Raw genomic sequence first — 19,600 nt, 5'->3', positions numbered from 1 at the left:
AAGTCCAAACCTACCCTGCGTTTTCTGAATAGAAGCAGCAGGGAGGTGTTAATAGGTTATGAGCTTTGTGTTAGTGCTGTGTTAACACGCTACTGCATCAATTACATCCGGCAGCCTTTAGCAGGATCATCAAGCTTTGCAGCAGCGACACTAATCACCGGATTACCTTCACCTTTTGCTTCGCGCAGATAAATGTCCTGAATCGGGTTGTGGGCTTTAGATAAGGTGAATTTACCGCGTGGACTATCGATTTCAGCCGATTCCACCGCTGCAGCAATCTCTTTGGTTTTAGTCGCATCACCATCTACAGCAGCCAAACCTATGCTTAGAATCTGAGCAGCATCATAGCCTTGTACGGCATAGACATCAGGCTTCATTTCAAAGCTTTCGTTGTAGGCAGTACGGAACGTCTTGTCTGTTTCGTTATCCAGGCTATCGGCATAATGGAGGGTGGTTAGCAGGCCTTCACCATCACCGCCCTGAGCTTTCAGCGTGCCATCCGTAAGGAAACCCGCACCCAGCAGTGGGATAGAGTTCATCAGACCGGCGGCTTTATAATCCTTGACGAATTTAACCGCGCCACCACCGGCAAAAAAGGTGTATACCGCATCCGGTTTAGTGGCAGCAATTTCGGTAAGCAGTGCCTGAAACTCGACATTTGGAAAGGGTACAAACATTTCCTTGACGACTTCGCCGCCATTTTCTTCAAACGACTCTTTAAAGCCACCCACTGATTCCTCACCTGCACCGTATTTCCAAGTGATCGTCACTACTTTTTTGTAGCCTTTATCTGCCGCCACTTTGCCCATCGCATAACCGGGTTGCCAGTTGGAAAACGAGCTGCGGAAGATATTGGGGGCACACATCGGACCGGTAATCAGCTTGGAACCTGCATTGGGAACCACCATCAGTGTGCCGGTTTTTTTGGCGACTTTGGCCATCGCTGCTGCTACGCCGGAATGTACCGTGCCGACGACAACATCAACCTTGTCACTCTTGATCAGTTTATTGATATTGTCGGTGGCTTTAGATGGGTCTGACTCATCATCCAGTTTGACATACTCAACATCCCGACCGCCGAGCTTACCGCCTTCTTTCTCAATATAGAGTTTGAAGCCGTTTTCAATAGCGTTTCCCAGTTGAGCATAAGTGCCAGAGGCCGGTAGCATCAGACCTACTTTCAATGCATCCTCTGCCATCAGTTGTGTTGTGCCGAATAAGGCGGTAGCCGTCACCAGGCTCAGTGTTAGTCGTTTCATCGTTATCTCCTCCAGAGTTTATGTATTCCAGTCATTAGCCTGACTGGCGGGCTGTAAAAGTTTTAACATGCTGTATAAGTGCCGCTGGCTGGTCGCGATGCGGTGAATGCCTGCAATCGGCTAACTCCAGCAGTTGTGTTTGTGGAACCCGGCGGGCAATACCACGAATTTGTTCTAGTGTGCCGTATTCATCATTCACCCCTTGAACCGCGAGCACAGGGCATTGAATTGCCTTGATTTCCTCTTCAATAGACCAAGCCTCAAACTCAGGGTGAAGCCAGCGCTTATTCCAGCCCCAAAACGCTGAATCCGGATTGTTATGATGCCTGCCTAATTTGTCCCTTAGGTTGGTTTGTTCATAAGCCACCTTCGCTTGCTTAATACTATCGATAGTGAGTGTTTCCACCATAATGTGCGGAGCCAGCACAATCAGTCCGGCCATTTGTTCGGTAAAACATGCGGCATGCAATAAAGCGATAGAACCGCCGTCACTGTGCCCGAAAAGCCAGATTGGTTGATGGTTCGCATCTATATAGAGCGCATCCAGTAATGCCGGAAGTACCTCCAAAGCCTGTCGATGCATAAAATCCATTCCCCATTGTTCTTGGTGCGCACGGGGTGTCGACTGGCCATAGCCAGGGCGTGAATAGACTAAACCGCGATAACCCAATTCAGTGCACAACAGCTGTGGAAAATCGTGCCACATACTGACCGAACCGAGGCCTTCATGGAGGAAGATCATTAGCGGAGCTTGCTGATCTTCTGAGTCTATCCACTGATACTCAATGCTGATCGGGCGACCCACCCAGTCGATATCAATGAATGCAGTGGGCTGTGGTGCCTGACTCACGCCGACTGTTCCTGCTGACGCAGTTTGAAGCGTTGGATTTTGCCGGTGGCTGTTTTTGGCAGCTCTTCCACAAACTCCATAAAGCGTGGGTATTTATAAGGGGCCAGATGATCTTTGACGAATGTCTTGAGTTCCGCACGCAGGGTATCTTCATTAACATTGCTAGCATCCTTAAGGACAATGAATGCTTTAGTCTTGGTCAGGCCTTCCGCATCCTCTTTGCCAATAACGGCGGCTTCCAGTACGGCAGGGTGCTGAATCAGTGTGGCTTCGATCTCAAAAGGTGATACATAAATACCACTGACTTTAAGCATGTCATCACTGCGCCCGGAATAGGTGTACGTCCCGTCAGTATTATGAATGTATTTATCACCGCTTTTTACCCAGCCTCCCTGAAAGGTGTCGCGGGTTTTGTCGCGGTTATTCCAATACATAGTGGCCGCACTGGGGCCTTTAATATACAAATCACCCGGTTCACCATCAGGAATCGTTGTGTAACCATCTTCATCCCGCAATTCAACCTCGTAGCCGGGAACCGGCCAGCCGGTTGTGCCATAGCGAACATCACCGGGAATGTTAGACAGGAAGATATGCAGCATTTCTGTGGAGCCAATACCATCGATAATTTCGACACCGTATTGCTGTGTAAAACGCTGTCCCAGATCGGCCGGTAGCGCTTCACCCGCCGATGACGCCAGGCGCAGTGCTATTTGATCCGGCGCGGGTAGGTTAGGAGATGCCAACATGCCGGCATAACCGGTGGGTGCGCCAAAGAAGACGGTTGGCTGGTGGTCGGTCAAGCGTTTGAAAACAGCATCCGGTGTTGGGCGTTCGGCCATGAGTAATGCTGTTGCTCCCACGCTGAAAGGGAAGCTCAGACCGTTCCCCAGCCCATAAGCAAAAAATAGCTTGGCAGCAGAAAAACAGATGTCATTTTCCTGTATGCCCAGCGAACGCGTTCCGTACAGCTCTGCCGTCCAGTAAGGGTTAGCATGGGTATGTATCGTCCCTTTTGGTCGCCCGGTGGAGCCAGATGAGTACAGCCAAAAGCCAGGATCATCACCACAGGTTGGGGCAGCCTTGCGTGCCGGAGGGCAGCTTTCCAGGAATGCTTCAAATTCGATTTCAGAAGGATGTAGAGGGGCTTCAGGGTGAGACACAATAACTTTTTGTAGCTCATGGTCAGAGCGTGTCATGGCGGCTGTCAGTGTCGGCAGCAGTGCCCCTGATACCAATACAGCCTGAGCGCGGGAATGCTCCAGCATATAAGCATAGTCATCTGCGGTCAGCAGGGTATTAATGGCGACCGGAACGATACCAGCATACATCGCACCTAAAAAACTCACCGGCCAGTCCGCACAATCCTGCATCAGCAACAACACACGCTCTTCTCTGCGTATACCCAGTTGCCTAAGTCCGGCGGCCACTTCGCGGATACGTTCTGACAATCCGCCATAACTCAGGCTGCCATAATCATCAATACAGGCTATGTTCTCTGTACGGTTAGCATTGCGTTCAATCAGGTGTTGGGCAAAATTAAATGAATCACCTGGCGCTTCAATCTCTTCAATATTCATTCTTATCCTCCTAATGTTACTGACGGGTTCCGCTACAGGTTTTCCAATACGGCGCTGCTGGCCTGAATGGCACTGCGTTGGTGATAGAAATTCAGTGCCCGTAGCCCACCGAGTTCCTCTCCACCACCCGCCCGACCAGGGCCACCATGTAATGACTGTGGCATCACATTGCCATGCCCTGTATGTAGTGAGCCTACTTCGGGTGAGATAACATGCACGCGGCCGTTACTGTCAGCCAGTTCACTGGCTGTCTGTGCCAGATTCACCGGATCGCTGCCATACAGCGACGTGACCAGCGACCCCTGGCCTTGGCGTATCATGCTGACTGCGTGAGGCATATCCTGATAAGCGATCAACGTGGCTACCGGGCCAAACACTTCCATGTTGTGAACTAAGTCCGCGTGTTCTGGTTGTTCAGTACCCAGCAACGTCGGGGCAAGGCAACTGGCAACTGTGTTATCAACATCCTGAAATGGGTGTTGATTGCCGTCATAAAGTACTTCAGTACAGGTTTTAAGTTGCTCAAGGCCGGTACAAATAGCGTCATACTGTTGGCAACTGACTAATGAACCCATGCGCACAGTTTCATCCTGTGGGTTACCTACCCGAATGTTGGCTAATTTTTTACTAATAGCTTTCGCTAGGGCTGCATAGTGTTCTTTGTGGACGAATATTCTGCGGATAGCGGTACATTTCTGACCTGATTTGACGGTCATTTCGCGCACAGCTTCTTTGACCAGCAAAGTAAAAGCCTCGCTGTCAGCCTCTTCATCCGGCAGCAGCAAGGCTGAGTTGATACTGTCTGCCTCAATGTTTACCCGTACGGAATGACGTGTTACTGCAGGGTGAGAGCGTATTTTTTCCGCCGTATCTGCTGAGCCAGTAAAAGAAAGCACGTCAGCGGTCTGTAGCTGATCAAGCAATCCTGCAGAGCTGCCACAGATAACAGACAAAGCCCCTTCCGGAATTACTCCCGCTGACACGACATCATTCACCATTTGTTGAGTCAGCCAAGCGGTGGGTGAGGCGGGCTTCACAATCACAGGAATACCGGAAAGCAGAGCAGGTGCTGCTTTTTCCCAGAGTCCCCAGGCCGGAAAATTAAAAGCATTGATAAACAAGGCTACGCCACGCCTTGGTGTCAGAATATGTTGCGACTGAAAGCTGGAGTCCTGACCCAGTAAACTAGCTTCACCATCCATCAGGTAAGGTTTGTCGCCCAGTTTTGCACCTAACTTGGCATAATAGCTGAGCGTAAAAATGCCACCTTCAATGTCAACAGCACTGTCATTTTTTACGGTGCCGCTGTTGGCCGTGGAGATATCATAATAAGCATCTCGGTTGCCCCGAAGTACCGCTACCACATCAGCTAACATCTGCCCACGCTGCTGATAAGTCATCTCACGTAGGGCTTTGCCGCCTTGTTCACGGGCGAAAGCAAAGCCTTCGGCCAGATCAATAGCCTGATTATCGATACGCACCAGTGCTTCACCGGTAACAGGGTTATGTAAGGTTGTGCCTTTACCGCTACCGGCTTGCCAGCGTCCGGCAACATAGTTTTCAAGAAGTTTTGTCATGGTCAGGTCGTTTTTAGTGGGTTAATGAAGCAAGCCAGGGGCTTATTTTGTGAACGAAATTTCCCCGTTAGGAAGTAAGTACAGCACTAACGCCCGGCCATTGGATACGGTGGGTTTGTGGCTACTTCCCGGTGGGTAAACCATCCATCCGGCAGCATGTCCATCAAATAGAGCATCACCTTCTATGGGCATGATTAAATCAATTTCGCCATTAGTATGTGTGTGATGCGGGCCGACTACATTGTCCATATCGACCACATCAACTGAAAACCCGGCTAAATCATCACTGGGTTTAAATGCGCGTCCGTAACGCACACCGCCTCCTTCATATTGACAGAGCGAACCTTCAGCAACACCGCGTTCACAGTCCGCTTTAAGTTGTTTGTAAGTATCACTGTTGAAGCCGTGCTCCTGGTTGAGCCACGCTTCAAGGTCTGCATTTATTGCGCGACCTTTTAGTTGAGTCGTTAAACTGGCGATGTGTTGATGAAGATCACTGTTTTGCACGTTTTGGGTCCTCCTCTGTAGTTGGTGAGCTTGATAATCGCAATAACATGAATTATCTTGCATGAGCAAACAGTACTGGTGATACCCTTCAACTGTCAAGCAATATATTGCATGTTGTGATTTTTTGCGGTATCAGATTCTTATGACTAAAGTGAAAATGCTGAAGCAAACAGTAGGGGTGAAGATTATTAAATCGGAAAAAAAACAGGAAAAAAATCCTTTTTTAGTGGCATTAGGACAGCAGGTACGCATGTTAAGGTCACGACGAGGTGTGACCCGTAAAACCTTGTCAGCTATGACCGGGGTGTCCGAGCGTCATTTGGCGAACCTTGAAACAGGAGAGGGTAACGCCTCCATTCTAGTGTTGTTACAGGTTGCTAATGCCTTGAACTCGTCTCTGGCCGAGTTGGCAGGAGACGTAACCACCAGCTCACCGGAGTGGTTGCTGATTCGCTCATTACTAAAGAATCAGGATGAAGACACGTTAAAAGACATCAGGGTGAATATCAGCGAAATGTTGCGCGCCAATAATCTCAATAAAAAACTTAATCCGTGTATTGCGCTGATTGGTTTACGGGGTGCAGGTAAGACGACGCTGGGGCAAATGCTAGCAGATGCGCTGGGCTTTCCATTTATTGATTTGAGTAGTGAGATTGAAAAAATAGCCGGTTGCAGTGTGGCTGAAATACAGGATTTATACGGTATTAATGCCTACCGGCGCTATGAACGCCGGGCGCTGGAGGAGGTGATTAAGACTTATCATGAGGTGGTCATTGGTACGCCCGGTGGTCTGGTTTCAGACTCTGACACCTTCAATCTTTTACTCGCCCACTGCACCACAGTTTGGCTGCAAGCCAGCCCGAAAGATCATATGCAGCGGGTATTGGATCAGGGGGATATGCGCCCGATGGCGGGTAATCAAAAGCAGGCCATGGAAGATCTTAAGTACATTCTGACTTCACGCGAAGATTTTTACTCCAAGGCGCAATTGATCATTGATACCAGCGCACAACCGTTAGCAAAAACGTTTGCACTCCTGAAGCAGGAGATACTGCAAAAAATAAGCTAACGAACCGAAAATGCGGTTGCATCCTGACACTGATGCCCCTTGACCCTTCTCTAAAAAATGAACTATAGTGCATAATAGTTTATTTGGAGGAGTTATTATGGACGCAGCAACCGCTACTATTCTGAAACAGCATTTGATTGATCCTGAAATATGTATCCGCTGTAATACCTGTGAGGCAACCTGTCCGGTTGATGCTATTACCCACGACGACATGAATTATGTAGTGGATGCAGAAAAGTGTAATTTTTGCATGGATTGCATCAGCCCTTGTCCGACCGGCTCTATAGATAACTGGCGCGAGGTGATTCGCAGTTCTGCTTATAGCCTTGAAGAACAGTTTGACTGGGATGAATTGCCCGATGAATTAAGTGCTGAGGAACTAGCTGAAGCAGCCGGTGGTGAAATCATTGCTGAGAGTGCAGTTGATACGTCTGAGTCTGCCTCAGTAGCGACGTCTGCATCCTCCTCCGGTGCTGCAGGCCACGTTAATCATGCTCAGTATAATGCTACAACTCCGCCCTGGTCAGCGGCACATGCCTACACCAATTTATATTCGCCAAAGTCGGCCCAGCCTTCTATTAACGCTACGGTTACCGGTAACCTGCGTGTCACTGAGGTGGGTAAAGAATACGACACCCATCATATTGTGCTGGACTTTGGCGGTAAGCCATTCCCTGTGCTGGAAGGTCAGTCGATTGGTATTGTGCCACCCGGAACAGACAGCAAAGGTAAGCCGCATCACGCCAGGCAATACTCGATTGCCAGCGCCCGCAACGGTGAGCGCCCCGGCTATAACAATATTTCGCTGACGGTTAAGCGGGTACTGGAAGATCATGACGGCAACCCGGTGGTTGGTGTTGCTTCTAATTATATGTGTGATCTTAACGCTGGTGATGAGGTGCAGGTGATTGGCCCGTTTGGTGCGAGCTTCCTGATGCCTAACCACCCACGTTCTAATATTGTGATGATTTGTACCGGCACCGGCAGTGCGCCGATGAGGGCGATGACTGAGTGGCGCAGACGCTTACGGGCATCCGGTAAATTCGAAGGGGGCAAGTTGATGCTGTTTTTCGGTGCGAGAAGCCGTGCCGAGCTGCCTTATTTTGGTCCGTTACAAAAATTACCCAAAGATTTTATTGATATTAATTTCGCCTTCTCGCGTGAGAAAGACCAACCTAAAACCTATGTTCAGGATCGGATGCGTGAACGTGCGCCTGATTTGAGTGAGCTATTGAAAGACCCTGATACCTACTTTTATGTCTGTGGTTTAAAGGATATGGAAGAGGGTGTGTTGTTGGCGTTAAGTGAGATTGCTGAGCAGGCGGGGTTGAACTGGGCCGAGCTTGGTACAGCGATGAAACAAGAAGGTCGCTTACATTTGGAGACCTACTGATGAGTAGCTGGACAACACTAACCCTTTCGACCAGAGCCGCTGGCGTAGCGCAGGTGACCATGTCGCGCCCCGATGTGTTTAATGCTTTTGATGAAACGATGATCAGAGAGTTAGGCGAAGTCTTCAGTCATTTAGAGCAGGATGACACCGTGCGGGTCATTGTGTTGGCCGGTGATGGCAAACATTTTAGCGCCGGTGCTGATTTGCAGTGGATGCAACGCGCCAGCGAAGCGTCAGAGGAATGGAATCTGGCTGATGCGCGTGTATTTGCGGGCGTATTGGCGGGTATAGAACGTTGTGCAAAACCCACCATTGCGCGTGTCCAGGGTGCAGCCTTAGGCGGTGGTGTTGGTTTGGTTTGTGCCTGTGATATTGCCATTGCTGCGGACAATGCGCGCTTTGCAGTGAGTGAGGCTAAGTTCGGGATTTTGCCGTCAGTGATTGGCCCGCATGTTACTAATGCTGTGGGCAAACGGCAGGCAAAACGGCTGGCATTAACCACGACGCAGATTCGCGCTGAAGAGGCTTTACGCATCGGTTTTCTGCAGGAGGTCTCCAGTCTTGAGGCACTGGATGAAGCGGTCGATGCCACAGTAAAAGAATTACTGGCCGGTAGCCCGAATGCACAACGTGAAATCAAGCTGTTGTTTGGCCAGCTGGAAGTCGGGCCTGTTACCGACGAAGTATTGGAGTTAACGGCTAAAACTATTAGCCGTGTGCGTGGTACGGATGAAGCGAAAGAAGGGTTTAATGCCTTTTTAGCCAAGCGACCTGCTAACTGGATTCCAGAGGAGTAATGCAATGAGCCAAGCATTAAATGAAGCGGATGTCTTAGTCGTCGGTGCGGGTATTATGGGCGCGGGTATTACGCAAATTGCTGCACAGGCAGGCCATCAGGTGTTGTTATACGATGTCGGTGAAGGTGCTGCTGCCGGGGCGATTGCAAAGCTGTCGGCCACTTTCGATAAGTTAGTTGCTAAAGGCAAAATCACAGCAGAATCAGCCGCAGAGAGTCTTAGCAAAATCAGTGTCGCTAATAGTTTAGCGGATTGTGCTTCTGTCGGTTTAGTGGTGGAAGCCATTGTCGAAAACCTTGGCATCAAGCAAAAACTGTTCCGGGATCTGGAAGCCGTGGTTTCAGAGGATTGTGTGCTGGCAACGAATACCTCGTCTATTTCCGTGACCGCGATTGCCAATGGTATGCAGCACCCTGAACGTCTGGTCGGTATGCACTTTTTTAATCCCGTCCCGTTGATGAAACTGGTGGAAGTGGTGTCGGGTTTGCAAACGTCTCCGGCAGTAGCTGAGGGGATTTTTGAATTATCAGGACGTTGGGGGAAAGTCCCGGTCTATGCACGTTCAACGCCCGGTTTTATTGTTAATCGTATTGCCCGACCGTTTTATGCCGAGACGCTGGCGCTTTTGCAAGAACAAGCGAGCAGTCCCACGGTATTGGATGCCTGTCTACGCGCTGTCGGCTTTCGCATGGGGCCGTGTCAGCTAACTGACTTGATTGGTCATGATACTAATTTTGCGGTGACCAGCTCGGTTTACGAGGCCAATTTTTATGACAAACGCTTTATGCCGTCATTGGTGCAACGTGAGTTAGTGGACGGTGGTTTGCTGGGTCGCAAGTCTAAGCAGGGTTTTTACGATTACCGTGACGGCGCTGTGAACGAAGTATTAACCGAAATGGATCCGATGGATAAATTGCCCACTGCGAAAACCTTGCAGGTGCATGGATCGGGTGCAGTGGCTGAACACATTTTGACAGCGCTGAAAAAGTACGATTATGCCTGTGAGCAGCTTGCTGATAGTGACTGGCAGGGCTTGGCGGTTGATGGTGCGATATTGCGCTTAACCGATGGCCGCACTGCGACTGAGCAAGGTGCTGAGGTTGCAGTGTTTGATTTACCGGTGCGTTTTGAAGACGGCCAGGTATTGGCATGGGCGATCTCAGGTCGTGCATCTGAGACATGGGCGCAAGCCGTACCGCATTGGTTACAGGTGTTTGGCTTTGAGCCACAAGCGATTGCCGATGCACCTGGTTTAGTCGTCGCCCGCACCCTTGCCATGTTGATTAATGAAGCGGCTGACGCCGTGCAGCAAGGTGTGTGTACTGAAAAAGCGGCGGATGATGCGATGAAAATGGGTGTTAACTATCCAGCGGGGCCGTTTGAATGGCTGGCAGGTTGGTCAGCGAGTGCTGTGGTTGAGCTATTAAACAATCTGGATAATTATTATGCTGGTGAGCGTTACCGTGTCAGCCCTTGGCTCAAACAACAACACTGGATGGCAGCATGAACCGACGTATTGAATTTGCAGAAAACATGGTCGCTGAGATTCAGGACAACGGTGTTGCTGAGTTGATTTTCGGCCCTGAAAACGGCATGCCAATGTCGGATGCCAACGGGCACGAAGCCTTGGGTACAGTCTGGGCAACATTGGCGGCTGAAAAAGACGTTCGCTGTATTTTGGTACGGAGCTTGGGAAAAGGTTTTCATGCCGGTGGTACGCCAGAGTTAGTGGATGACATGTTGAATAGCGGTGTCGCCAGATTACGGGTGATGCAGGAAGGCCGCGCTTTGGTACAGGGCATGATTGAATGCGACTTGCCGATTGTGTCAGCGATTAATGGGGCGGCTGTCGGGGCAGGTGCAGCGGTTGCATTATTGGCAGATATTTCGATTGCCGGTGAGCGGGCAAAAATCATTGACGGTCACACTAAGATTGGTGTCGCTGCGGGTGATCATGCTGCTGTTATCTGGCCGTTATTGTGCGGAATGGCTAAGGCTAAATACCATTTGCTACTGTGCAATGCGATTAATGGCACTGAAGCCGAACGGATTGGTTTGGTGAGTCTGGTCGTGCCAGATGCTGAGTTGTTGGAGAAAGCCCGCGAAGTAGCGGACACTTTGGCGCAATCCAGCCCGACCGCGATGACTTTCACAAAGCGCAGTTTGAATCATTGGCTACGTGCCGCATGGCCTGCGTTTGAGCATTCTCTGGCATTGGAAATTCTTGGCTTTGAACAAGCTGACGCCCGTGAAGGCATGGCCGCTGCAAAGGAACGCCGTCTGGCGAAGTTTGGTGGTCGATGAAGTTTTCAGAATACAGCAAAGGCCAGGTACTTAAATTTGGCAGCTACAAAATTGAGGAAGCAGAAATTCTTGAGTTTGCTACGCGCTACGATCCGCAATGGTTTCATACCGATGTCGATAAGGCCAAGGCCAGTCCTTATGGTAGCTTAATTGCCAGCGGCTGGAATACCTGTGGTATTGCGATGCGTCTGGTGACGGATGAGCTGCTGCATGACTCCGGCAGCATTGGTTCGCCGGGGTTGGCGTATCTGAAGTGGCCGAATCCGGTGCGGGCGGGTGATGTGTTGTCTGTGGTTGTTACTGTGCTGGACACCAAACAGTCCCGCAGTCGCCCGAATTTGGGGATCGTACAGTGGCAATGGCAATTATTTAATGACAAAGGTGTCGAGGTGTTAGACCTCGAAGCGACCAGCTTTTTCGAGCGATCTTAAGGAAATTATTCTATGACTCATGCTTATATTTGTGATGCGATTCGTACCCCTTTTGGCCGCTATGGCGGGGCTTTGGCCACCGTGCGTGCCGATGATTTGGGTGCGATTCCGCTGAAGGCGTTAATGCAAAGAAACCCCGGCGTGGATTGGGCACAAGTCAGCGATTTGCTGTACGGCTGCGCTAATCAGGCGGGGGAAGATAATCGTAATGTCGCCAGAATGTCCGGATTGCTGGCGGGTTTGCCGATTGAGTTGCCGGGTGGCACGATCAACCGTTTGTGTGGTTCAGGGATGGAAGCGGTGGGTGCAGCGGCACGGGCGATTAAAAGCGGCGAAGCACAAATGATGATTGCCGGTGGTGTGGAAAGCATGAGTCGTGCGCCGTTTGTTATGCCGAAGGCAGAGACGGCATTCAGTCGCGGTAACGCGGTATACGACACGACGATTGGCTGGCGCTTTGTTAATAAGCTGATGAAAGCGGAATACGGTGTGGACTCGATGCCGGAAACCGCTGAAAACGTTGCGGAAGACTTTAATATTGAGCGGGAAGCGCAGGATTTAATGGCCTTTCGTTCACAACAAAAGACGGCTCAAGCGCAAGCAGCCGGTGTCTTTGATGCGGAAATCACCCCAGTTACCATTGAACGGCGTAAGCAGGAACCTTTGATTTTTAATCAGGATGAGCATCCTCGTGTCAGTTCGCTGGAGACCCTGGCTGGTTTGCGCCCGATTGTGCGTCCCGATGGAACGGTCACAGCGGGTAATGCTTCGGGAGTGAACGATGGTGCTTGTGCATTGTTGTTGGCAACGGAAACGGCCGCCGCTGAGAATGGATTAACGCCGAAAGCACGCGTGCTGGGTATGGCAACTGCGGGCGTTGAACCACGTATTATGGGCATCGGGCCAGCACCAGCTACGCGTAAAGTACTGGCATTAACAGGTCTGACTTTGGATCAGATGGATGTGATTGAGTTGAATGAAGCGTTTGCTGCGCAAGGCTTAGCGGTATTGCGTGAACTTGGTTTGGAAGATGATGATCCGCGCGTTAACCCAAATGGCGGGGCGATTGCACTGGGGCATCCTTTGGGAGCCAGTGGTGCTCGCTTAGTGACGACGGCCATGAATCAGCTACATCGCACCAGTGGACGTTATGCACTGTGTACGATGTGTATTGGAGTTGGACAGGGGATTGCGGTGGTGATTGAGCGAGTTTAATTACTTCAGTTTTTGCATCAGTAGAAAGCCTCCGACATCGCCGGAGGCTTTTTTGTGTCAGCTGAAAAGTAAGTTAAGCCCGATGTTAGACTGAAATAGCATAATAATGCATTAAATATCTTGCGCTGATAAGATAGTTGCACTATATTGCATTTACAGGGCTGTAAAGCTGCTTACACAATTCTTGAGGAGAGCCAATTAATGATTAACTTTCAAACAAATCCAGCCAATTACAAACATTGGAAACTGTCATTCGATGGTTCAGTCGCGAGGTTGGAAATGGATGTCAATCCAAACGAGACCTTGGCTGAAGGCTATGAGTTGAAATTGAACTCCTATGACTTGGGTGTGGACATCGAGCTCTATGATGCCGTTCAGCGTTTGCGCTTTGAACATCCGGAAGTTAAGACGGTTATTTTCGCCTCAGGTCAAGATAAAATTTTCTGCGCAGGCGCTAATATTAATATGCTCGGCGTGTCATCTCATGCCCACAAGGTAAACTTCTGTAAATTCACTAACGAAACCCGCAACTCGATCGAAGATGCCAGCGAATATTCTAAGCAGCGCTACTTGTGCGCGGTGAGGGGCATTGCCGCTGGTGGCGGCTATGAGTTAGCGTTAGCCACTGATTACATTATGTTGGCGGATGATGGCAACTCAGCAGTATCACTGCCAGAGGTACCTTTGTTGGCGGTATTACCCGGTACGGGTGGCCTGACGCGGGTGTCTGATAAGCGCAAAGTACGTCGTGATCATGCTGATGTGTTTTGCTCGATTGAAGAAGGAGTGCGTGGCAAAAGAGCAGTAGACTGGCGCTTGGTGGATGAAGTTGTGCCGGGTTCTAAGTTTGATCAGGCAGTTAAAGACAGAGCAGTAGATCTAACTGAAACCTCTGATCGTCCAGGTAATGCTTCAGGTGTTATGTTGACGGAACTGAACCGCACGATTGAGGGTGAAACGGTCACTTATGACTTTGTCAATGTGTCCATTGATCGCACCCGTCGGGCCGCAACAGTTGTTTTAAAAGCACCGGTAGAAACCACCGAGTCTGGTTTAACGATGGATGAAGTATTTTCTCAGGGTGCAGAATTCTGGCCGTTGGCAGTCTGTCGCCAGCTTGATGATGCCATTCTCCACCTGCGGACTAATGAAACTGAGATCGGTACGATTATCTTCAAAACTGAAGGCGATCTGGACACGGTCGAATTCTACGATGATTTCATCAATAAAAATGGCAGCAATTGGTTCATCCGTGAGGTTTCCTTATACTGGCGACGCACTTTGAAGCGGATTGATCTGACTTCACGGACTACCTTTGCCTTCATCGAACAAGGCAGTTGTTTTGCGGGGATGTTGGCTGAGTTACTGTTTTCGGTTGACCGCAGCTACATGCTGGAAGATCCGATGGAAGGTGATGATCGTCCTGCGCCAAGCATTCGTTTGACCCAGTCTAATTTTGGTTCATTCCACATGTCCAATGGCATCACCCGTCTGGAGACCCGTTTCTTAGGTACGCCGGAACAAGTGGCGCTTTGTGAGGAAAAAGTCGGCCAAGATCTGGATGCCAATGCTTGTGATGAGCTGGGTCTGGTGACCTATGTTATTGACTCACTTGACTGGCAGGATGAGTTACGCGTGGTATTGGAAGAACGTGCGAGTTTTTCACCGGACTGCCTGACCGGTATGGAAGCCAACTTACGCTTCGCTGGCCCTGAAACCATGGAAACCAAGATTTTTGGGCGTCTCACAGCCTGGCAGAACTGGATATTCCAGCGCCCGAATGCTGTCGGGGAAGAAGGGGCATTAAAATTATATGGCACGGGTGTTCGTGCCGAGTACGACCTTAATCGTGTGTAATAGAGGATATTAAGATGAGTGCAGTAATAAATGAAGTAGCGGTAGAAGTAAATTACGACGACCTGATCCCTAACAATGTGGATCTCTCCAACGATGCTCAGTTAAAGAAGGCACTTGAGCGTTGGCAGCCTAAATACGTTGAGTGGTGGAACGAAGCCGGGCCGGAAGATGCCAAAGATTTAGAAGTTTATCTGCGTACTGCGGTCGGTGTTGATCCAAAAGGCTGGGCGAAATTCGGTCACGTTAAAATGCCGGATTACCGTTGGGGCATCCTGTTGGCACCTAAAGAAGAAGGAAGAACTATCCCATTCGGTAAACACAAAGGCGAACCTGTCTGGCAGGAAGTACCGGGTGAGTACCGTGCATTATTACGTCGTCTGATCGTGATTCAAGGTGATACAGAGCCTGCCTCGGTTGAGCAGCAACGCGCTTTGAGTGCAACTGCGCCGTCGTTGTACGACATGCGTAACTTGTTCCAGATCAACGTTGAAGAAGGCCGTCATTTATGGGCGATGGTTTATCTGTTGGTTAAGTACTTTGGTCGTGATGGGCGTGAAGAGGCAGAAATGTTGTTAGAGCGTCGTTCTGCGGATGAAGATAAGCCAAGGATTTTGGGAGCTTTCAACGAAGAAACCGGTGATTGGCTGACCTTCTTTATGTTTACTTACTTTACGGATCGTGACGGTAAAATGCAGCTGGAGTCGCTGGCGCAATCAGGCTTTGATCCTTTAGCTCGTAGTTGCCGTTTCATGCTGACTGAAGAAGCCCACCATATGTTTGTTGGTGAGACTGGCATTGGTCGTGTGATTCAACGTACCTGTGAGGCGATGACTGAAGCAGGGATTACTGATCCAAATGATGTTGAAGCGGTTCGTGCTTTGGGTGTGATTGATCTGCCCACCTTGCAGAAGAAGATGAATTTCCATGTGTCTGTTACCTCTGATTTGTTTGGTGCGGAAGTATCCACGAATGGTGCAGCGGCCTTTATTGCTGGTATAAAAGGGCGTTATAACGAAACTAAGATCGATGATGATCATCAGTTGAATAATGATACTTATCCTGTGCTGCGTGTGATCGACGGTGCTATCGTTGAAGTTGCAGAGTCTGCACACAATGCGATTAATTCACGCTTGCTGGATGATTACCATAAAGATGCTATCGGCGGTTTGAAGCGTTGGAATAAGTCTATTCAGAAAGCCGGTTTTGACTTTGAATTTAAGCTGCCGTTTAAAGGCTTCTCACGTAAAGTCGGTGTTTTCGCCGAAGACTTCATCACCCCTGATGGCCAGGTGGTCACAGAAGAAGCGTGGAATGCACAGAAAGACGAATGGCTATGTACTGAGTCTGATGATGCGTTCATCAAGTCACTGATGGTGCCTTGCAAAGAGGTGGGTAAGTATGCGGGTTGGATCGCAGAGCCACGTGTCGGGGTTGATGGCCAGCCGTTAGATTATGAGTATGTAAAGCTGCATTGATTGTTTTGTCAATTAAGTGACATGAAGTAATCGTGTTAAAAGCCCTGCTGTTCACTCAGCGGGGTTTTTGGTATTGGGAGCCACAGGCTCAAGGGGACATCAAAGGTAGTGTATTGTTTGATGAAATTGTAAGTCCTGTGCCACAGTTAAGTAAGGACTTGAATATTAGACTTAAAAATAAGCATGCTGGGGTAGCGGCGACTTATATATTGGACTTTAGAATCACGGACTAAGTTTATATCACTACTCAATGACTGATATCTCTATCCTAAAAGTCAAAATTATTAGCTAACCAGAAGTGGATTATATCCCCATATTGATAACTGCCCTTTGAACCTTGTCGTTTTAGTACTCTCTGATAAGAATTTAAATAATAATTTTCTCAATTTCATCTAGTGATAGGGCATCATTAGTTCGATCGTAAAGCTTAGTGGTACGCGGAGATTCATGAGCAGCCATTTGTTGGGCTTTCTCAAGCGTACCATTGTTACTTAAATAAGTAGTAATTCCTGTGCCTCGAAACGTATGATTACAAATCTTTGTCGCAATGCCTGCAGCAGCTGCACGACGCTGGATCATCTGCCATCCATAGGTTTGCATCATCGGGTTCTCTGTTAAAACATGCTTTCGTCCACCGCTGAAAGTTCGGAATAGGGGGGTTTTAGCTTGATCACGAATGCCTGCCGCGTCCAGATACTCATCCAGGTATTGTTCTAACGTATGATGAGCAGGCATTTCATGACGTTTGCCGCCTTTTTCATGCAACCTTACCCACCAACGTTTCCCAACAGGGTAATAATCTTTCACCTTCATCGAGGTCACTGCTGTCACTCTGCCGAAGGTATAAACCATTACCGCAATCAAGGCGCGATCTCTTAAACCAATCAGAGTATCTGTCGAAATGCTATCAAATAACTGCCGGGTTTCTTCTGGAGTGAGGATGGGCGTTTTTCCTCGTTTGGCCACATGCTTTGGACCTCGCACAGAAGTTGCTGGATTCACCTCCACAATATGCCCGGTGACCAACCAATCAAAAAGCATTCGAATTCCTGCGAGATGTTGTTTGACACTCGGTGCTGATAGCTCAGATTGCTGGAGCACTTCTATATAGGTTGCGATATGAATTGAGTGAATATTGTCTAGACTCAATTCATGCTCCTGGCACCAATCGAAAAATTTGGTTGTTGATGCAAGATAAGCTCGTCGTGTGTTCGGATTCCGGATCTGTGCGGTAAAAAATTCAATGTAGCGATAAGTTGCTCGATCGCCGGCATTTGAAATCACAATCGGTAAACCTGCATTGCCGCTAATCAGTGTTGGAAGTGGTTTTTTGTTACTTTGAATGATTTTGTTCATTTTTTACGCCTAGACTGACTTTTTCAGGAAAGTACCCTGCGTCTCACTATAGCATATGATAAAGGACGTTATCATATGCTATAATAAGATTTAGGGCTAAACAGGAAGTTTGGCTATTTTTTCACGGAGTGAAGATGTTCAAATTTGAATTTGATGAAAATAAGTCCAGATCGAATCTCAAGAAGCATGGTGTCAGTTTTGAAGAAGCTATCAGTTGTTTCAGCGATAACCAAAGCATCGAGTTCTATGATGAAGCTCATTCTACAGATGAAGACCGTTTCATCCTTCTCGGTAATTCTAATCAAGGCCGTGTGTTGATGGTGGCATATACCATTCGTGATAATATGAAAGTCATTAGCTCCATTAGAATTATCAGCGCGAGACGTGCAACTAAACAAGAGTTACAAACCTATGCATACTGAAAATGATATCGACCCATTGGATACCGAACGCTTAGACCTAAAGCGCACTGATAAACCTCGAGGGTTCTACGCTAATAAAACGACTGACAATGATTGCTATATTAAAGTCAGTCTAGACCTATTAAAGCAATTCGACAGTGTTGAGGAGATTCATGAGGTCTTAGAAAGTTACGTAAACACCAAAAATACATAACATACGATATTGCTGTTGTAAGCGCTTCACAGCAAAACTGTACTCATCATTTTATCCACGTAACCTGGCTCTTCCTGAAACAAAACATGATGCTCAGCAAACGTATAGTCACTTGCCAGTGTCTTAAGATGACGTTGCTGCGTTGTCGATAAAATGAAAGAATTCAGAACAATCTCTTTATCCGCTGCAGTCTCTTTATAGGCATCTTGGTACTCCTTAATCTTCTTGTGGAACTGTATCTTGGGGTGCTCAAGCCCTTGCGTGTTGTGTAGTAAACCTTTTGGATCAACAAAGCTAATCCACTGTTTACTATCACGCCTAACCCAAATGATAAAGTCAGGATAGAAGTTGCCAGCATCAAAGAACCCAATACCGGTTTTCGCTTGATTCCGAAGTACGAATAACTCCGAACCATTGAGCTGATTGTTGCTATCAGTCCATGCCTGTAAATCTTTTAAGAAATTGCTTTCCCCGGTATTTAGATCAACGGGCTTCACCTTCACCCGGTCACTATCAGCACTGATGTGCAGTAAAGGGAAGTACAAATGATGCGCACAGCTTAAAAATTCAAGCTCACCAAAGCCTTGCAACTCTGGTTCTACATTGGTTTTCTTAGCGACTTTCAGCGAAGTCCCAGCAGTCTCCAATACTGTTCTAAACTCGCTAGAACCTGATGGAAATTCAACTGTGTACTTAGCCAAATAATTAGGGTCTTTTGGGCTATTCAACTGGACGGTTTGGTAACTCAAAAACGGCGCTTCATGCTCTTGTTTGGTCAGAAGATAAAAACGCTCGCAGTACTTTTTCAGCAATACCAAAGCCAGTTCTTGCCACAGTATGACCTTGTCAAAATACTGCCCGGCCTTCCAGTTTTCCTTAGGTAACTTAAGTGTGTACCAGTCTTGGTCTGTAGTGGTTTAATAAAACCGGACACCAACATAGGTGGTAAAATCCACCTTCAGTGAGGTGTTAAATGAAAAAACAGCGTCGAACTTTTACGACAGAATTTAAATATGATGCAGCAGCGTTGGTATTAGACCAAGGTTATTCAGTCGCACAAGCCTGCCGTTCTCTGGATGTCGGTGAATCTGCACTTAGACGATGGATGAAACAGCTTCAAAGTGAGCGAGGTGGCGTGACACCAATCACCCATGCAATGACTCCGGAACAGCAAAAAATCCAAGCACTTGAAAAGCAAGTAAAGCAACTCGAACAAGAGAAGGAGATATTAAAAAAGGCTACCGCTCTCTTGATGTCGGACGATTGGAATCGTACCAGATGATAGACCAGTTGAGAGAGCCAGGGCAATCGCTTGAAA

At 48.4% G+C, this 19,600-nt stretch carries 18 protein-coding genes and 1 pseudogene; 12 read left to right on the top strand and 7 right to left on the bottom strand.

What is annotated here, in order from left to right:
- Positions 1–101: 101 nt before the first annotated feature.
- Genes DKW60_RS16585 through DKW60_RS16565 form a run of 5 tightly spaced genes read right to left on the bottom strand, consistent with a single transcriptional unit; the run spans position 102 to position 5,770 of the window.
- A complete protein-coding gene (locus DKW60_RS16585) occupies positions 102–1,259 on the bottom strand; it encodes an ABC transporter substrate-binding protein (protein WP_109838783.1) in 1,158 nt (385 codons plus the stop codon).
- A 34-nt stretch (positions 1,260–1,293) separates the two neighbouring features.
- On the bottom strand, positions 1,294–2,109 hold the full coding sequence (locus tag DKW60_RS16580) for an alpha/beta fold hydrolase (protein ID WP_245929723.1): 816 nt from the start codon (positions 2,107–2,109) through the stop codon (positions 1,294–1,296).
- A complete protein-coding gene (locus DKW60_RS16575) occupies positions 2,106–3,686 on the bottom strand; it encodes a benzoate-CoA ligase family protein (protein ID WP_109838782.1) in 1,581 nt (526 codons plus the stop codon). Before DKW60_RS16575 ends, DKW60_RS16580 begins: the two co-directional genes overlap by 4 nt.
- Before the next feature lie 32 nt (positions 3,687–3,718).
- Entirely contained in the window at positions 3,719–5,263 is a 1,545-nt protein-coding gene (locus tag DKW60_RS16570; protein ID WP_109838781.1) for a 3,4-dehydroadipyl-CoA semialdehyde dehydrogenase, read from the bottom strand.
- 42 nt (positions 5,264–5,305) lie between these two features.
- Positions 5,306–5,770 carry a 4-hydroxylaminobenzoate lyase gene (locus DKW60_RS16565; protein ID WP_219988795.1) on the bottom strand — a complete coding sequence of 155 codons (465 nt, stop codon included), beginning with the start codon at positions 5,768–5,770 and terminating at the stop codon, positions 5,306–5,308.
- Between the two features lie 142 nt (positions 5,771–5,912).
- Between DKW60_RS16565 and DKW60_RS16560 the strand changes: the two genes are divergently transcribed.
- The 9 genes from DKW60_RS16560 to boxB all read left to right on the top strand — a co-directional run bounded on the left by DKW60_RS16560 (position 5,913) and on the right by boxB (position 16,311).
- On the top strand, positions 5,913–6,839 hold the full coding sequence (locus DKW60_RS16560) for a helix-turn-helix transcriptional regulator (protein ID WP_109838779.1): 927 nt from the start codon (positions 5,913–5,915) through the stop codon (positions 6,837–6,839).
- A 97-nt stretch (positions 6,840–6,936) separates the two neighbouring features.
- The gene (gene boxA, locus DKW60_RS16555) at positions 6,937–8,232 is read left to right on the top strand and encodes a benzoyl-CoA 2,3-epoxidase subunit BoxA (protein ID WP_109838778.1); all 1,296 of its coding nucleotides are present in this window, start codon (positions 6,937–6,939) and stop codon (positions 8,230–8,232) included.
- Positions 8,232–9,029, top strand: coding sequence for an enoyl-CoA hydratase-related protein (locus DKW60_RS16550; protein ID WP_109838777.1), 798 nt, complete (start codon positions 8,232–8,234; stop codon positions 9,027–9,029). Before boxA ends, DKW60_RS16550 begins: the two co-directional genes overlap by 1 nt.
- Before the next feature lie 4 nt (positions 9,030–9,033).
- Positions 9,034–10,536 (top strand): 3-hydroxyacyl-CoA dehydrogenase, encoded by a 1,503-nt coding sequence (locus DKW60_RS16545; RefSeq protein WP_109838776.1) that lies wholly within the window; start codon positions 9,034–9,036, stop codon positions 10,534–10,536.
- Complete coding sequence (locus DKW60_RS16540) at positions 10,533–11,333, top strand: enoyl-CoA hydratase/isomerase family protein (RefSeq protein WP_109838775.1); 801 nt, start codon at positions 10,533–10,535, stop codon at positions 11,331–11,333. The genes DKW60_RS16545 and DKW60_RS16540 overlap by 4 nt, the downstream gene beginning before the upstream one ends.
- The gene (locus tag DKW60_RS16535; protein WP_109838774.1) at positions 11,330–11,764 is read left to right on the top strand and encodes a MaoC family dehydratase; all 435 of its coding nucleotides are present in this window, start codon (positions 11,330–11,332) and stop codon (positions 11,762–11,764) included. Before DKW60_RS16540 ends, DKW60_RS16535 begins: the two co-directional genes overlap by 4 nt.
- Before the next feature lie 12 nt (positions 11,765–11,776).
- The gene (gene pcaF, locus DKW60_RS16530; RefSeq protein ID WP_109838773.1) at positions 11,777–12,979 is read left to right on the top strand and encodes a 3-oxoadipyl-CoA thiolase; all 1,203 of its coding nucleotides are present in this window, start codon (positions 11,777–11,779) and stop codon (positions 12,977–12,979) included.
- A 201-nt stretch (positions 12,980–13,180) separates the two neighbouring features.
- Positions 13,181–14,836, top strand: coding sequence for a 2,3-epoxybenzoyl-CoA dihydrolase (gene boxC, locus DKW60_RS16525; protein WP_109838772.1), 1,656 nt, complete (start codon positions 13,181–13,183; stop codon positions 14,834–14,836).
- Positions 14,837–14,850: 14 nt separating this feature from the next.
- Positions 14,851–16,311, top strand: coding sequence for a benzoyl-CoA 2,3-epoxidase subunit BoxB (gene boxB, locus DKW60_RS16520; protein WP_109838771.1), 1,461 nt, complete (start codon positions 14,851–14,853; stop codon positions 16,309–16,311).
- Positions 16,312–16,677: 366 nt separating this feature from the next.
- Here boxB and DKW60_RS16510 read toward each other — a convergent pair whose 3' ends face one another.
- Positions 16,678–17,667 (bottom strand): tyrosine-type recombinase/integrase, encoded by a 990-nt coding sequence (locus DKW60_RS16510; RefSeq protein WP_109838769.1) that lies wholly within the window; start codon positions 17,665–17,667, stop codon positions 16,678–16,680.
- A 134-nt stretch (positions 17,668–17,801) separates the two neighbouring features.
- On the opposite strand from DKW60_RS16510, the gene DKW60_RS16505 reads away from it, so the two are divergent.
- Positions 17,802–18,089, top strand: a complete 288-nt coding sequence (locus DKW60_RS16505; protein WP_109838768.1) for a BrnT family toxin — start codon at positions 17,802–17,804, stop codon at positions 18,087–18,089.
- Entirely contained in the window at positions 18,079–18,282 is a 204-nt protein-coding gene (locus tag DKW60_RS16500; protein ID WP_109838767.1) for a hypothetical protein, read from the top strand. The genes DKW60_RS16505 and DKW60_RS16500 overlap by 11 nt, the downstream gene beginning before the upstream one ends.
- 26 nt (positions 18,283–18,308) lie before the next feature.
- Here the strand turns inward: DKW60_RS16500 and DKW60_RS16495 are convergent, their stop codons facing one another.
- On the bottom strand, positions 18,309–19,100 hold the full coding sequence (locus DKW60_RS16495) for a hypothetical protein (RefSeq protein ID WP_109838766.1): 792 nt from the start codon (positions 19,098–19,100) through the stop codon (positions 18,309–18,311).
- 155 nt (positions 19,101–19,255) lie between these two features.
- On the opposite strand from DKW60_RS16495, the pseudogene DKW60_RS16490 reads away from it, so the two are divergent.
- A pseudogene (locus DKW60_RS16490) lies at positions 19,256–19,600 on the top strand (transposase); the annotation flags it as partial.

Source organism: Leucothrix pacifica (genome assembly GCF_003172875.1).
Taxonomy (GTDB): Bacteria; Pseudomonadota; Gammaproteobacteria; order Thiotrichales; family Thiotrichaceae; genus Leucothrix; species Leucothrix pacifica.
This window is presented reverse-complemented; position numbering and strand designations above follow the sequence as displayed.

What these genes read in the sequence shown, in the direction of transcription:
- DKW60_RS16585 (WP_109838783.1), bottom strand. Translation starts at nt 1,259, where the DNA reads ATGAAACGACTAACACTGAGCCTGGTGACGGCTACCGCCTTATTCGGC.
- DKW60_RS16575 (WP_109838782.1), bottom strand. Translation starts at nt 3,686, where the DNA reads ATGAATATTGAAGAGATTGAAGCGCCAGGTGATTCATTTAATTTTGCC.
- DKW60_RS16570 (WP_109838781.1), bottom strand. Translation starts at nt 5,263, where the DNA reads ATGACAAAACTTCTTGAAAACTATGTTGCCGGACGCTGGCAAGCCGGT.
- DKW60_RS16560 (WP_109838779.1), top strand. Translation starts at nt 5,913, where the DNA reads ATGACTAAAGTGAAAATGCTGAAGCAAACAGTAGGGGTGAAGATTATT.
- boxA (WP_109838778.1), top strand. Translation starts at nt 6,937, where the DNA reads ATGGACGCAGCAACCGCTACTATTCTGAAACAGCATTTGATTGATCCT.
- DKW60_RS16550 (WP_109838777.1), top strand. Translation starts at nt 8,232, where the DNA reads ATGAGTAGCTGGACAACACTAACCCTTTCGACCAGAGCCGCTGGCGTA.
- DKW60_RS16545 (WP_109838776.1), top strand. Translation starts at nt 9,034, where the DNA reads ATGAGCCAAGCATTAAATGAAGCGGATGTCTTAGTCGTCGGTGCGGGT.
- DKW60_RS16540 (WP_109838775.1), top strand. Translation starts at nt 10,533, where the DNA reads ATGAACCGACGTATTGAATTTGCAGAAAACATGGTCGCTGAGATTCAG.
- DKW60_RS16535 (WP_109838774.1), top strand. Translation starts at nt 11,330, where the DNA reads ATGAAGTTTTCAGAATACAGCAAAGGCCAGGTACTTAAATTTGGCAGC.
- pcaF (WP_109838773.1), top strand. Translation starts at nt 11,777, where the DNA reads ATGACTCATGCTTATATTTGTGATGCGATTCGTACCCCTTTTGGCCGC.
- boxC (WP_109838772.1), top strand. Translation starts at nt 13,181, where the DNA reads ATGATTAACTTTCAAACAAATCCAGCCAATTACAAACATTGGAAACTG.
- boxB (WP_109838771.1), top strand. Translation starts at nt 14,851, where the DNA reads ATGAGTGCAGTAATAAATGAAGTAGCGGTAGAAGTAAATTACGACGAC.
- DKW60_RS16510 (WP_109838769.1), bottom strand. Translation starts at nt 17,667, where the DNA reads ATGAACAAAATCATTCAAAGTAACAAAAAACCACTTCCAACACTGATT.
- DKW60_RS16505 (WP_109838768.1), top strand. Translation starts at nt 17,802, where the DNA reads ATGTTCAAATTTGAATTTGATGAAAATAAGTCCAGATCGAATCTCAAG.
- DKW60_RS16500 (WP_109838767.1), top strand. Translation starts at nt 18,079, where the DNA reads ATGCATACTGAAAATGATATCGACCCATTGGATACCGAACGCTTAGAC.